The sequence below is a fragment of the Sphingobium sp. AP50 genome, assembly GCF_900109095.1.
Taxonomy (GTDB): Bacteria; Pseudomonadota; Alphaproteobacteria; order Sphingomonadales; family Sphingomonadaceae; genus Sphingobium.
This window is the reverse complement of sequence record NZ_FNYZ01000026.1, coordinates 1-14,566: the sequence shown is the minus strand read 5'-3', so window position 1 is coordinate 14,566 and position 14,566 is coordinate 1. Positions and strand designations below refer to the sequence as shown.

Annotated in this window: 13 protein-coding genes; 2 read left to right on the top strand and 11 right to left on the bottom strand. The window is 62.5% G+C overall.

Going from position 1 to position 14,566, the window contains the following annotated elements; translation table 11 throughout:
* Positions 1–43: 43 nt before the first annotated feature.
* From BMY84_RS25660 to BMY84_RS25610, 11 genes are read right to left on the bottom strand one after another with little or no spacing between them, the layout of a single operon-like run.
* Positions 44–1,333 (bottom strand): MFS transporter, encoded by a 1,290-nt coding sequence (locus BMY84_RS25660; protein ID WP_093087744.1) that lies wholly within the window; start codon positions 1,331–1,333, stop codon positions 44–46.
* Between the two features lie 22 nt (positions 1,334–1,355).
* A complete protein-coding gene (locus tag BMY84_RS25655; RefSeq protein WP_093087743.1) occupies positions 1,356–2,339 on the bottom strand; it encodes an asparaginase in 984 nt (327 codons plus the stop codon).
* The gene (locus BMY84_RS25650; protein WP_093087741.1) at positions 2,336–2,659 is read right to left on the bottom strand and encodes a non-heme iron oxygenase ferredoxin subunit; all 324 of its coding nucleotides are present in this window, start codon (positions 2,657–2,659) and stop codon (positions 2,336–2,338) included. Before BMY84_RS25650 ends, BMY84_RS25655 begins: the two co-directional genes overlap by 4 nt.
* Positions 2,656–3,594 (bottom strand): dihydroorotate dehydrogenase, encoded by a 939-nt coding sequence (locus BMY84_RS25645; RefSeq protein ID WP_093087740.1) that lies wholly within the window; start codon positions 3,592–3,594, stop codon positions 2,656–2,658. The genes BMY84_RS25650 and BMY84_RS25645 overlap by 4 nt, the downstream gene beginning before the upstream one ends.
* Entirely contained in the window at positions 3,591–4,469 is an 879-nt protein-coding gene (locus BMY84_RS25640) for a dihydroorotate dehydrogenase electron transfer subunit (RefSeq protein ID WP_218147032.1), read from the bottom strand. Before BMY84_RS25640 ends, BMY84_RS25645 begins: the two co-directional genes overlap by 4 nt.
* On the bottom strand, positions 4,466–4,987 hold the full coding sequence (locus tag BMY84_RS25635) for a nuclear transport factor 2 family protein (RefSeq protein WP_093087737.1): 522 nt from the start codon (positions 4,985–4,987) through the stop codon (positions 4,466–4,468). The genes BMY84_RS25640 and BMY84_RS25635 overlap by 4 nt, the downstream gene beginning before the upstream one ends.
* A complete protein-coding gene (locus BMY84_RS25630) occupies positions 4,984–6,174 on the bottom strand; it encodes an NAD(P)/FAD-dependent oxidoreductase (protein WP_093087736.1) in 1,191 nt (396 codons plus the stop codon). The genes BMY84_RS25635 and BMY84_RS25630 overlap by 4 nt, the downstream gene beginning before the upstream one ends.
* Positions 6,171–6,491 (bottom strand): cupin domain-containing protein, encoded by a 321-nt coding sequence (locus BMY84_RS25625; RefSeq protein WP_093087734.1) that lies wholly within the window; start codon positions 6,489–6,491, stop codon positions 6,171–6,173. Before BMY84_RS25625 ends, BMY84_RS25630 begins: the two co-directional genes overlap by 4 nt.
* Positions 6,488–6,910, bottom strand: coding sequence for a cupin (locus BMY84_RS25620; protein WP_093087733.1), 423 nt, complete (start codon positions 6,908–6,910; stop codon positions 6,488–6,490). The genes BMY84_RS25625 and BMY84_RS25620 overlap by 4 nt, the downstream gene beginning before the upstream one ends.
* A 10-nt stretch (positions 6,911–6,920) precedes the next feature.
* Complete coding sequence (locus tag BMY84_RS25615; protein ID WP_093087731.1) at positions 6,921–7,256, bottom strand: hypothetical protein; 336 nt, start codon at positions 7,254–7,256, stop codon at positions 6,921–6,923.
* Positions 7,257–7,267: 11 nt separating this feature from the next.
* Positions 7,268–8,551 (bottom strand): aromatic ring-hydroxylating oxygenase subunit alpha, encoded by a 1,284-nt coding sequence (locus BMY84_RS25610; RefSeq protein WP_218147031.1) that lies wholly within the window; start codon positions 8,549–8,551, stop codon positions 7,268–7,270.
* Between the two features lie 532 nt (positions 8,552–9,083).
* Between BMY84_RS25610 and BMY84_RS25605 the strand changes: the two genes are divergently transcribed.
* Positions 9,084–11,288, top strand: coding sequence for a beta-glucosidase (locus BMY84_RS25605; protein ID WP_093087728.1), 2,205 nt, complete (start codon positions 9,084–9,086; stop codon positions 11,286–11,288).
* Positions 11,289–11,358: 70 nt separating this feature from the next.
* Positions 11,359–14,343: a TonB-dependent receptor plug domain-containing protein gene (locus BMY84_RS25600; RefSeq protein WP_093087727.1), complete on the top strand. Its 2,985-nt coding sequence runs from the start codon at positions 11,359–11,361 to the stop codon at positions 14,341–14,343.
* Positions 14,344–14,566: the final 223 nt, after the last annotated feature.

The window sequence follows — 14,566 nt, the reverse complement described above, 5'->3', positions numbered from 1 at the left end:
AAGCCCTGTCGTCCGGTTCGGAAGTAAGAAATGCGGTCGGCCCTTAGCGCCCGTCGCGCGGCGGGGATGGTACAACCAGAATGGCAATGCCAGAGAGCAGCGCCATCACCGCGAAAATTTGGAAATTCGTGGCAGTCGGCAACCGCGCCTGCACCACTGCCGCGCCAAGCATCGGCCCCGCGATCGCCCCGGAGCGAGAGAAGCTAAGGCACCAGCCCACGGCGGTCGCCCTCAGATCGGCCGGGAAATAGCTCGCAAGGTAGGCGGTGACGAGCACCGCCGCCGAAACACTGCCGACCCCTGCGGCCGCGACGACGACATAGGTGACCGGCAAAGGCCAGCGCGTCGCCAGCAGCAGGATCGCCACCGCGCCCAGCAGGAACGCCGATGCGATCACCCGCCCCCTGCCCCACCGGTCTGCCAGGATGCCGAGCAGGACGCCGCCTGCCGAGGACGCAAGCGCGAACACACCTAGGAACAGCAGGCTCGGCCCCAGATCATAGCCACCAGACCGCATAATCTGAGGGAGCCAGGTATTGAGCCCATAGACCACGACCATGCCCAAGAAGGTCGCCGCCCAGAAACCCGCCGTGGCCCGCCGGTATTCGGGCGCGAAGATGCGCAGTGCCATCCGCCATCCTGCCGCACCCACACGCTGCGCATCGTGCTGGCGCAGATCCACGCCGAACCGTGAAGCAATCGCGCGCGCACGATCGACCTTGCCGGCCCGCAGGAGCAGGGCCGGCGATTCGGGCAGTTTCGCGGCCAGCACGGGCAGCAGAAGCAGGGGGGACGCCCCCACCAGCATAACGGCACGCCAGCCATGGCTGGCCAGAAAGACGTATCCCACTAATGCGGCTGCGAAAATGCCGATCGAATAGCCCGAATACATGATTGCGAATTCGCGCCCCCGCCTTTCGGGCGGAGCAAACTCGGTCACCAAGGCAGATGCGACCGGAATCATGCCGCCGACGCCGATACCGCTAATGAAACGAAACAACCCAAAGACCGTCGGATCGAGCGCAGTTGCCGCCGCGCCGGTCGCAGCCGAAAACAACGCGATGCATCCGATGAAGCAACCGCGCCGACCTATCCTGTCACTGATCGTGCCGATGAGGAAGCCGCCCAGGAACATGCCGACCAGTGCCAGACTGGCAAGCATGCCTGCCTGCACGGCAGTAAGCTTCCAAAGCCGATCGGACAGGAGGCCGGGCAGCACCGCACCAAAGACGCCCAGGTCATAGCCCTCGGCCAGAAGTCCGAACCAGCACAGCCAGGTCACACGCCGGGCGCTGACAAGAGGCATTGGGGCGGCCATCGTCACACTGTTCATTCCCGGTCTCCACGCCTAGCCGTTAGATTGTTCCGATCACGTCGCGCAGGTCGGACAGACTACCCCCTGCACTCAGCACCAGCATAGCGACAATCCGCAATTTCTGCGGCGAAAGGTCACCGCCTGCAATCATGCCGGCGCGGTCGAGAAAAGCCTGCGGCACTACATTGCCCCGCCCGCCCCGCGTGCCTTGTATAACGAACAGGCCCGCCGCAGCCGCAGCCGCCAATGCGCGTGCCTCGCCATTGGCGGGGCGGCCGGGCAGCAATCCGGCGGACACGATGCCCCGCGCGCCAGCTGCGACGAAGGCATCGATCGCGGTTCCATCTGCCCCGGCGTAGGAATAGGCGATGTCGACGCGCGGCAAGGTCACAGCGCTAGGCGCGATCGCGCGAGTTAGGTCGATCGCCGGCGCCGAAGGGGGCGCAACACGCCGGAAGCGGACCGATCCGTCCGCCTCCACCCGGCCGAGCGGTCCGAATTCGGGCGCCACGAAGGCATCGAGCGCGCCCGAACTCTCTTTCGTCACGTCGCGCGCGGCGAAGATCATATTGTCGATCACCACCAGCACGCCTGCGCCCCGTGCCACCGGCGACGCGGCAACCGCAATCGCGCTGCGCAGGTTAGGCAGCGCGTCGGAACCCGCGGAATTGGCTGGCCGCTGCGCGCCGGTCAGCACCACCGGCCGGTCGCCGCGATGAACAAGCGAGAGGAAAAAAGCGGTTTCCTCCAGCGTCGCAGTGCCATGCGTGATGACGCAGCCAACCTCTATCGTCGCGACTAGCCGTGCTAGGTCGATCCAGTCGGACAGAGTGATGCCCGTGCTGCCCAGCGCACGGAAATCAACCGGTTGCAGGGCGACATCGAGACCCGCTGTCGCGCCGTCGAGCAAGTCAGCGATCGGGCGGACCACCCCACCTTCGCCATATTCCACCCAGTCGAAGGCATGGCGCGCTTCCATGGCGAAGGTGCCGCCTGTCCCGACTATCGCGATCTTCTCGCTCATGGTCGGTCCAGCCGGATCGACAGCATATCGTTGTCCACCCGAAGCTCGTAACAGCGCACGTCCCGAGTTAATGGCTTGCACATCGCCTTGCCGCTGCGCACGTCGAACGCGCCGGCGTGCAACGGGCATTCTATCTCATAGCCTTCAAGGTCGCCGTCGGACAGCAGCGCGTTGCCGTGCGTGCACAGATCGTCGATCGCGAAAATCTGGTCATCGACCATGAACAGACCGATCCTGTGCCCGGCGATCATAATTCCGCGACACGACGCGCCCTGCATCACGGCGTCCCGTGTACCCAGTTGCGTCCATTCTCCGGTCATAGCGAACCCTGCCGCGCCATTTGTTCGGGCGAATAAGCCCGCATCGCCCCGGTCAGCTCGCTTACCTGCTTAATCCCGCGACGGACGCAATAGGCGTCTAGATCATCGAGAAGGCGGATCATGGCGGTGGGCTGGACGAAGCTCTGAGTACCGACCTGCACCGCGCTCGCGCCGGCCAGCAGATATTCGATCGCGTCGGCCGCGTTGGAGATGCCGCCGCAGCCGATGATCGGGATTGAGACCGCCTGCGAGCACTGGTAGACCATGCGCAGGATGACCGGCTTGGTCGCAGGGCCTGTGATGCCGCCCATTAGGTTGGCGACGCGCGGCTGCCAACTTTCGATGTCGATAGCCATCGCGAGCATGGCGTTGGCGACCACGAGCGCGTCGGCCCCCGCCCCTTCGGCGGCGCGGGCAATAGCCGCGATATCGCCCACATTGGGCGACAGCTTCGCCCAGATCGGCAACGGCGTGGACCGTTTCATGGCGGCAATCACCTCCGCCGTCGCCTGCGGGTCCATGCCGAAGGCCAGGCCGTCCTTCTTGAGGTTGGGGCAGGACACATTGGCTTCGATTGCGACAACGCCGGGCACCGACACCTTCGCCGCGAGCGTGCCGAACTGTTCGACCGTATCGGCCGAGATCGAGGCGACGATCGGGGTCGCGAACCGGCGGTAGAATGGCACAGTCGTGTCGCGATAATAGTTGGCACCCTTGCTGGGTATGCCGATCGAAAACAGAGTAGCATGCTGCAATTCGGCGACACGCGGTGGCGGATTGCCTTCACGCAGGTCGTCTGTGATCGTCTTCGTTACGATCGCACCCAAGCGCGAGAGGTCGAACACGTCGGACAACCCCTCAGCCAGCGTACCAGACGCGGGCATGATCGGGTTGGCAAGGGTCAGATCGCCGATGCGGACTGACAGATCGGTCATATCACCGCCTCCGCCAGATCGAAAACGGGACCATCCCAGCAAACGCGCTTGTAGCTTGTCGCCTGTTCGCCATCGGGGCCGGGGCAGCGGAAGGGCATGACGCAGGCAAAGCACATACCCAGCGCGCACCCCATCCTTTGTTCCAGCGCGACCTGACCGGCGATGCCGTGCTCCTGAGCAAATCCCTGGAGCAGCCGCGCAAGCCGCTTGGAGCCGCAGGTCGCGACGAAATCAATCGGACGGTCCGCATGGATGCGCATCAACAGCCCTTCCAGCGCGACCGGATCACTATTTTCCGCTTCATCTGTCACGATGATGACGCTCGCCCCATCGTCGCGCAGCGTACCTTCCGCCATCAACAACGAGGCCGTTCGCGCGGACAGGATCGCCGTGACATGCGCCCCGACAGCGACCCCCTCACGGGCCAGCGGTGCCAGCGTGGCAAGGCCCACGCCCCGGCCGATCATCAGGACATGCTGCGTGACGTTGGGCAGGACGAAGCCCTTGCCTAGTGGCCCGAGCGCGTCCAGCACGTCGCCAGCGCCCAGATTCGCGAGCCCCCGCGTCCCGCTGCCCTGCACCTTGTAGAGGAAGTGCAGCTGGCGCTTATCCCGGTCGATACGATGGATACTCATCGGACGGCGCAGGAAATTGCCAGCCTCACCATCAGGCGGGCAGGCCAAGTGAAAGAACTGTCCGGCGCGCGCGGTCAGCGCGACCTCGGGCGCATCCACGACAAGCAGTCTATATTCGTCGTTGACGGGATGATTGGCTACGACTGGGCATAGATTTTCGGCTACACTTGGCGAGACATTGCCCGTTTCCCCGGGCGCAGGTTCGGGAGTGTCCAATGATATCATCGCAAGCATCGTCATGAAATTTCCGTCGTCGGGAAGACCGGCGGGAAGCCGGAAGGAGGAAGGGGGAAGGTCTGAACCTGTTCGAAGCGCATGCCGTCGATCAGCCATTCGCCATCGGCCTGCCGCACGAAGCGCTGTTGCGTGATCGCAGCCAGTAGCAACGGATCTGCTTCGCCCGCACGATGGCCGACCTGCCACAGGCGCCAGCGCGTATCGGCAGCATTGTCCGCGATCTTGATTTGTGGCGCGACGTAATAATGCATGGCAAAATTCCACGGCGGGGCGGCGAACCACTTGGCAAGGGCGTCGCGCCCGATCATGGTGCCGCCGAACACGCCGCCATCCCAGCGTGCCTGCGCGGTGAAGCACGCGGCCTGTTCCACGGCGGCGTCCATCATCGCCTTGTCGTCCACGCGCCGGCGCAACGGTGAATATTTCGCGTCGGCAAACGCAGCGTAGCGCGCTTGCGTGCGACGGATCGCCAGTTCGTCCTCCACCGCCCGGAGGCGCTCGCCCAGTTCCACCTCGCTCATAGGATCGACTTGAGTGGCGCGCCCGTCAGCTGGTCTTGGGTGACGCAGACGCGGTCGCGGATGAGCCGTTCGATCTGGCGACGCTCGCGTCCCGCATCGATCATCACAGCGCCGGCAATGCGGTCGCCGGCGAGGTGGAATATGCAGGTGCCGCCCGCGCGTGAATCGCTCCGGATGATCTCCCGATCGCCATCGCAAATGCCTACCACCTGGATGTTATGCCCGAGCTGATCGGTCCACATCCAAGGCAGCTCGACATAGGGATCCGCCCCACCCAGCAGGATCGCCGCGACCGCCTGCGCCTGATTTTCCGCGTTTCGCCAAGTTTCCTGCCTTATCGCCCGGCCATAGATCGGGCTGTCGGTCAGCGCGACGTCGCCGACGGCATAGATATGCTCGCACCCGGCCACCCGGCAGAACGCATCAGTCGCCACGCCGTCAGATCCCTTCGCGATCAGGCCGCCCAGCGCCGCGGTGGCGGGCATCGCGCCGCTGGCGAGCAGCACGACATCGGCTGGCACCCGCTCGTCGTTGGTAAGCAGCAGCGCGTCGGCTCCTATGGCCGCCACGCCTACCTCCAGACGCAGGTCGACACCCGCCGCTCTGTGTCGTTCCGCCAGCCAGCCGGATACGCCAGGAGGGAGGATCCGGGCCATGACACGGTCGGTCTGTTCGATGACAGTCACCCGCACACCTAGTTCGCGCGCGCTGGAGGCAACCTCCAAGCCGATGACGCCGCCGCCCACGATGGCAATGGAATCCGCCGTCTCGATAGCCGCTCTCAGGCGTTCGGCGTCATTAATCGAACGCAGCACATGGACGTGGGGCAGGACTGCGCCCGGAATTGCCGGACGGCGCGCATCCGCGCCCGTCGCAATAACCAGACGGTCCCAGCCGATGGCGCCGCCATCGTCAAGACGGACGGTCCGCCCGGCCGGATCCACCGCCGTCACCCGGCCCCGCCGCCGTTCGAAACGGCCCTTGCCTATGACGACGCAATCCGGCAGGCTAAAATCCTCGATGCTCTGCTGTCCCAGCAGAAAAGCCTTGGACAAGGGTGGCCTTTCATAGGGCGCATGCGCCTCCTCTCCGACCAGCAGGATTTCGCCCTCGAAGCCGCCGTCTGCCAGATGCTGCGCCACGCGTCCTCCGGCATGACCGGCACCCACGATAAGTATGCGGGTCATGGCGCCACGCCGGGCACGCGTACCAACACGCGATAGAGCAGCCCCCCCTCGTCCGCGTCGCAACGCCACGCGCGCGGTTCGCCCGGGGGAATGACGATGCCCTCGCCTGCCGACAGGTCGTAGGACTCGCCCGCCGCATCGACATGGAACGCGCCTTCGATCACTGCGGCGACTTCCTCGAACAACGTGTCGCCTGACTCATTAAGTTCCTCGCCGCCCGCGAAGCGCCGCAGCCGCGCTTCCAGATGACCGCCAATGGCGGACGTCATCTTGCGTGCGGATGGTGTGGCGATGCTGATGCACATGCCGGCCGTCACGCCACGTTTCCCCGGTTGCGAAGCGGATAATAGGGCGCGCCGTCTTCAGGTCCAAATTCCGGTCGGGGGGGCGTTACGACGTTCAATCGCATGCTGGCCCCCTCACGTCCCATGTAGTTCGTCCCATAATGCGAGATGCCGCCCGGGATGATGAGCGCGGTCCGCGGCCCCATGTACGTCACCGGATCGGCCGGGTCTCCATTGCCGGTCCCTTCGATCACGTTGCAGCCGCCAATGATTTGGAGCGACGCCTCTTCGCCGTGATGATGCGCCTTGGCCGGGATGTCCGGGCCGCGCGGGGCCACGAACTTAACCACCGATATGCTGATGGCAGTGCCGAACAGATGCTTGGAGTAGAGACCATTTTCCACGACGGTCTTCAAACCCTCGTCGATCGCGAAAATACGACATTTGGCCATGGCGTGATCCTTAGATGGCAGGACGGAGGACGAAGTCCTCCTGCGCGGCAAATCGGCGGGAATCATAGCCGTCGATGACCGCCGGTTGATGGTAGGATTCGACGGCCGGCGCGATCTCTGCCAGCGAGAGCAACATGTGGAACAAGGGTTTGTCCACATCCGGCATGGCGTCGAGCGGCTGACGATCGAGATAGGCTACGATCTGCGGGACGCGCGGCAGGACGGCGTCGGCAAAGGCGCGCAGTTCCTCGATCGTGCAGGCGTGCCGACGGATATTACGCTCCGTTTCCGTGGCCAGGCACCAGCCCGCGTGGACTTGCAGCTCATCGAATTGTTTAGGCAACATGCTTTTGTCCTTCAGGCCGCCGCGCGCGCGCGTTCCGCGTCGCCCAGGATGCGTTCGATCACTTCGAAACTGTGGCGGACCATGATTTCATAATCCTGCAGGATCATGTGGGTTTTGGCGCCTGTCCGGCAGGCTGCCTGCGTGCGTTCCAATGTGGAGAAATCCTCCAGCAGCACGTCGCGCAGCTGCACTTTCATATATTCCTGATAGAAACGCCCCCCGGCGGTCAGCATCTCGGGATAATAGACCCGCGCCTCCACCAACGTGCGATCATGCGCAATCGGGCGGAAGGTATAGGCCTGAAAGTAATTGGGGCGCAGCGACAGGTAGAAATCGGGGAAGACGACATTGATGTCGAACATCCAGTCCGGGCTACCGGTCCAATTCACACCAGAGGGCAGGTCCGCCATCGGAAATACGTAGCGCGCACCCCCCGCCCCTGCCCGCAACGCGGCCGCCGATATAGGCTTGGCGGCGGCAGACTCAGCCAGCGCCTCTTCCAAAGCGGCGCCGCCTTGCGTCACTGCCTTTGGGTTGCCGTAGACGGTGCGCGTATTGCCGGCGAGCGAGAGCCGACGATGATAGTCGCCGCACAATCCATCCAGCGGCCGCATCGCGCCGCCATCGTCGGTCTTGATCGAATCGGCGATCGAATGGCCATGGACATAGGCGACGTGATAAGCCTCCTGAAAGGCGTCCATCGCCAGCTTCCAGTTGCAGGCTACTTCGGTAGTCCAGGAAAAGCAGGACGTCATCTTGGCGAACGGATAGCCTTCCACGTTGCCATACATGGGCTCCATGAACTGGACGAGGGTCATTGCGGGGTTCGGATCGACGTGGATAAAGATGAAACCCTGCCATATGTCGCAGGGCACCGTCGCCAGACCATGAGCGCAGCGATCCAGGTCGAAAAAGCAATCTTCGTCCGGCACGCCCGTCAAATTGCCTTCCAGGTCATAGGCCCAGCCATGAAATTTGCAGAAGAATTTACGCGTATTGCCCCGCTCGTCATAGACGATCTGGTTCATCCGGTGCGCGCAAACATTATGCATGGCATGCAGGTCACCCTTCTTTGTGCGCACCACGATGATCGACGCATCGCACGCAGCGATATCCTTGACCATATAGTCGCCTGGGTTCGGCAACTCTTCGACGCGGCCGACGTGCAACCAGGTCTTGCGAAACAGGTCCGCCTTTTCCCGATTCCAATAGTCGGGGCTAACATAGGGCTCGATCGGGATGAGACCACGGCCAAGTTCCGGATATTTATCGTGCAGGCGAACGGACGCGCTCACTCGGCTTCTCCACATCTCTCGTTTAGCGATCATCATTCTTTATTGTAGCGTCACGGCTGTCAAGCTGTCATCGTCGATCGTCGCGAATTTTTCTGATTTGCCTCGACCGGCACGACCAGGCATATGGGCTGGAGCGTCGTCCCTGGCGAACCAAACGTTCGACAGTCATGGCAGCAGACTGAAGCGCAGATCGCGTCGACCACTGCGAATCATCGATGCCTTCGCTCCCGCATCGAGTTGTTCGCGGCCTTGGGATGCCCTGCCTGACGCCGGCATCAGCAAAGCAGACTCACGTCATTGCGCTATCACGCAAGCCGCCTGTCGCACCACTTTCCGTCGGGCGCTCCGTGCATAACGGCTATATCACCGGAAAGTGGATATTCTTAGCCGAAGAAGACGGCGGCGCCCCCCCCCCTTTGGCCACGTGAGGATGTGCTCATGGAGATTTTATATGACAAGCAGTTGACAGCCCCATGAAATCAATAAAGATTGATAGTCGTTATTAAAGACGCATTGGAGACATACTTCCGACATGGCACAGCCCCCTATCTTCTGGCCGGTCGCAGCCTATGTAGTGACGAGCATCGTCGCGTCCTTCCCGGTCGCCGCCCAGTTGCCCGATAAAGCTGGACATCCGGATCGGCAGGCCGCTGCCATCGAGGCGCAGATGACCGATACAGAGCGACTGAACATGGTCCGCTCGATCTTTTCGCGAACAGACCGCACCGCCACGCCGCTGCCCGCCGATGTCGTCTCCTCCGCGTCCTACACGCCGCCGATCCCGCGTCTGAACGTGCCCGCGTTGCGGGAAACCGATGGTCCGCTGGGCGTGTCCTGGGTCAGCGGCAGCCGCAAGGACGGGGCCACCGCCTTTCCCTCGACGCTTGCTATGGGCGCAGCGTGGGATCCCGACATGGCCTATCGCGTCGGTGCGCAGATGGCGAAGGAGGCCCGCGCTAAAGGCTTCAATGTCCTTCTCACCGGAGGCGTCAATCTGGTGCGCGAACCGCGCGGCGGTCGAAATTTCGAATATCTTTCCGAAGATCCGCTGCTGAGCGGCGTCGTGGGCGGACTGGGCATCCGCGCGGTGCAGGACGCGCATATGATCTCGACAATCAAGCATTTCGCCATGAACGCGCAGGAAACCGGCCGCCATATCGCCAATGCGCTGATCCGCGACGATCAAGCACATGACAGCGACCTGCTCGCCTTCCGGCTGGCGATCGACATTGGCCATCCTGGCGCGGTCATGTGCGCCTATAATCGTGTCAACGGCGCCCAGTCCTGCGGCAGCAAGGCGTTGCTGACAGATATCCTCAAGACGCAGTGGCGTTATCCGGGCTTCGTGATGTCTGACTGGAGCGCAGTGCGCGGCATATCCGACATGACCGCCGGGCTGGACCGCGAGTCCGCCGACGAGAATGATGCCCGCCCCTATTTCGCGCAGGATTTGCTACCTGCGGCCGTGCGCGACCGCGCGCTCCACCATCGCATGCGCGACGCGACCCGCCGCATCCTGCGCACGATGTTCGCGTCTGGCCTGATGACAAATCCGCCCAAGATCGCGGCTGTCGATCCGGCCGAAGGCAAGGCTATCGCGCGCGCCGCGGCGCAAGGCGGCATAGTGCTGCTCAAGAATGAGGGGATGCTGCCCCTGCTCCGGAGTGCGCGCCGCATCGCTGTGATCGGCGGCTTTGCCAATGAAGGCGTACTGTCCGGCGGCGGCTCGTCACAGGTCCAGCCGGTGCAGGGGCCCGCGATCAACTTTCCCGGCAACGGCGCACGTCATCGCATTATGTACCACCCATCTTCACCGCTTGCCGCGATCAAGGCGAAACTGCCCAAAGACGCATTCGTCCGCTACGATCAGGGCTTCTATCCCGCCGCCGCTGCCAACATGGCGCGCGAGAGCGACGTCGCCATTGTCTTCGCGACGCAATGGATGACCGAAGGGCTGGACGCGCCCGACCTCTCGCTGCCCCAAGGCCAGGACGAGATGATCGCAGCCGTGGCGCGGGCTAACCCCAACACCATCGTCGTGCTGGAAACCGGCGGACCGGTCCTGATGCCCTGGAAAGACCATGTAGGCGCCATCCTCGAAGCCTGGTATGCCGGCATTGGCGGGGGCGAGGCGATAGCAGATGTCCTGTTCGGAGACGTCGACCCGACAGGCCGGCTGCCTGTGACCTTTCCAGCATCGCTGGACCAGTTGCCCCGCCCAGTGCTGGACGACAGCAAGGACAGGGCGCGCGATCTGGCATCCCAGTCGCAGACGATCGCGGGCTTCGACGTCGATTACCGGATCGAAGGATCGGATGTCGGCTATCGCTGGTTCGCGCGCAAGGGTGTCAAGCCCTTGTTCCCATTCGGCCATGGCCTGTCTTACACCCATTTCCGCTACAGCGATTTTTCCGTCACCGACGGGCCGCAAATCATGGTGTCCTTCACAATAGAGAATGACGGCGACCGGGCGGGCGGTGACGTGCCGCAGGTCTATGTGCGCGAACGCGCCGGAAAGCCCGGCCTGCGGCTAGCCGGATGGAGTAAGGTCGTGCTCGACAAGGGACAGCGCAAGACGATCCGCTTCCCCATTGAGCCGAAGATCCTGGCCGATTGGGACGGCAAGGTTGGCGCATGGATGGTGCCCGCTGGCCGCTTCGATTTTCAGCTCGGCGCATCCAGCGCCGACGCGGCCCTCGCGGCGACCACCTCTGTGGCGTCGCGACGGATCAAATAAAACCATAAAAACAAAAAAAGAAACGCAGGACCCGGGACGGAATATTCCTGAAAAAATTAAGGGGTACATCATGTTTATCGTCAATACCGGTCAGCCAACGACGCCTCCGGGTCGCATCAAGAAGACAGCCTTCTCGTTTTTGGGCGCCAGCAGTTTTGCCCTCATCCTATCCTCGGCAGCCTTGGCCCAGTCGAGCGAAGGTACCGCCGCAGCGCAACAGGCCGATGGCGCCACCGACATCGTCGTGACCGGATCGCGCATCGCCCGCCGCGACTTCGTAGCCGACAGCCCGATCGTCACCGTTAGCAACGCCGCGCTAGACTCGAACGGCAACGTCTCGCTGGAAGGCAAGCTCAACAAGCTGCCCCAGCTGCTGCCTGGCGCCACCGCCTACACCGCTAACATCGCCTCGGCCGGGCAAGCCACGCTGAACCTACGCGGCCTTGGCGCGTCACGCAACCTGGTGCTGCTGGACGGTCGCCGGATGCAGCCCGCAGGCGCCACGATGGCGATCGACGTCAACAACCTGCCCGCCATCCTGGTCGAAAATGTCGAAATTATCAGCGGCGGCGCATCCGCCGTCTATGGTTCGGACGCCATGTCGGGAGTTGTTAATTTCAAGCTTCGTCGCAACTTCATCGGCCTGCAACTCGATGCCCAGAGCAATATCAGCGGCCAGAGCGATGGCGCGACGCAGGACATCTCGGTGCTGGCGGGCATGGATTTTGCCGGCGGGCGCGGTCACCTGATGGTGGCAGGCGAATATTATAACCGGGAAGGGCTGTTCGGCCGAGACCGCAAATTCTACACCGATGCCTTCACCGCCGGCGGCAGCAGCGTTGCTTCGAACAGCCTGCCTGCGGGAACGTTCAATCCCACCGCTGGAAACCTGCCCACAACGGCGGCGCTCAATACACTGTTCGCATCCTATGGCACGGTCGGCGCGTCGATCGCGGCTAACACAGTCCTTGGCTTCAACAATGACAGCACGCTATTCACGGACACCAACGGCGTACGCAACTATCGCGGCGTCACGACCGGCTATACGCAACGCGGCGCATCGCTTTATTATGATCCGAATGCGGAAGTACGCATACTGGCGCCGCTGCATCGCTATGCTGGTTTCGCCCGCGCCGATTATGAGCTGAGCGACAGCGTCAGCGCCTTCGTCCAGGGGATGGCGACGCGCTATGCGGTCGTCACCGGCAGCTCCGGTGCGCTTGCGCAGGGCAACCAGGCGCTGGTCATTCCAGTAGTCAATCCCTTTATTCCCGCAGATCTGGCCAAAGTACTGGCTTCGCGGCCCAACTCCACTGCCGACTTCAACGTCACCAAACGTTTCACCGCGGCAGGCCTGCGCAATATCAAAACCGAAAATACTGTTTACCAGATCCTGGCTGGCCTTACCGGCAAGCTGGGGGACAGCGGGATCAGCTGGGATCTTAGCTATTCGCACGGCAATACCAAAACGACGAGCACGGTTATCTCGGGCGGCCTTTCCTATGACCGGGTCGAAACTCTGCTGCGCGCAACAGACGGTGGCGCGTCACTTTGCGAGGGCGGGCTGAACGTTTTTGGCGAGAAGGCGATATCGCAAAGCTGCCTGAATTATCTGAGTGTAATCCCGTCCACCTATACTAACTTGTCACAGGACAGCGTGGAAGCCAACGTCCAAGGCGGACTGTTCAACCTGCCGGCGGGCGAGTTGCGGTTCGCAGCCGGCGGTTCCTATCGGCGCAACGCCTATCGCTTCACGGCGGACGCGGAATTTCAGACTAATCCGACGCAAATTATATCCTTCAACCCGTCCACCAACACCCGCGGCACGACCGACGTCGTCGAAGGCTATGCCGAATTGCTGATCCCGGTCCTCAAAGATCTGCCGCTGGTCAAGAGCCTCAATCTGGACGCAGCCTATCGCTATTCGCGCTATAATGTCTCGGGTGGCGTCAGCGCCTACAAGATCGACGCGAACTGGCACGTTGTCGAGCCGCTTCGACTACGCGGCGGCTTTCAGCGGGCGGTACGCGCGCCCAATGTCGGCGAGCTGTTTCTGGGCTCGTCGGCCGCGATCGGCAGCTTCAACAATCTAGGTTCGGTGCCGAGCGGCGGCGATCCGTGCGATGTCCGTTCGGGCTACCGCAGCGGGGCGAATGGCGCGGCGGTGCGCAGCTTGTGCATCGCACAGGGCGTCCCCTCTTCCATCATCGACAGCTTCCAAGCGAATAATACGCAAGTCTTGGGCACCACCAGTGGCTTTGCCGGCCTGAAGCCCGAATCCGCCAACACCTACACGATTGGGGCCGTGCTTAGTTCGCCCTTCGCCTCACCGCTGTTGCGCCGTATGTCGCTGTCGGTTGATTATTATAACATCGCGATTAAGGACGCGATCGGGACCATCAGCGGTGTCACTCTCGTCAATAGCTGCTTCAACGCCACAGGTACGAACAGGAGCTATGCGCAGTCCAGTCCCTATTGTTCGGGGATCAGTCGCAACACAGACGGCACTATCTACAATATCAATCAGCCGTATCTAAATCTGGGCGGGTACAAGACGGCCGGCATCGACTTCGCGTTCGATTGGCGCCTGCCGCTCGATGCGAAGATAGGCGGCGACAGCGGTGACCTCACCGTCAACGTGCTCGCCAACTATCTCGATAATTTCAAGATTCAAAGCCTGCCGGGCGGGGCTTATATCGACTATGCGGGCACAATCGGCAGCGGCACGACTTATGTGCCCTGGCGCATCACCAGCACGATCGGCTATGATTCGACGGTATTTGGACTAGGCGTACGCTGGCAACATCTAAGCCGGTTGCGCGATTATACCTCAATCTCAGCGCCTGCGGCTGAAAAGAAGGGCGTGCCCGGCTATGACACGTTCGATCTGTTCGGGCACGTCAAGGCTACCGACCGGTTCCAGATCCGGTTCGGCGTTACCAACCTGGCCGACAAGAAGCCGCCGATCGTATCTGAACTGGCGGGCAGCACGGATCCGAGCACATATGACCCTATGGGCCGCAGCTTCTATCTGGGCGTGCGCGCCACCCTCTGATAGAGTTCTCGCGCTGATCGACCGCCAGTTTGCTTTTAAGCAGACTGGCGGTACATTCAGTCGGAGAGATAGGTTCTAGGGTAAAAATTCCGGCCTTCGCGCGGATAGGCGGATCGTGCCCCAAGGCGTGGTGTAGGTTCGCCTGCGGTAGTCACAGCGACCTCCGGCTAAGCCGGGCTGATTAAGCTGCCATGGCAGGCAACGTGATGATGGGATTATCGCT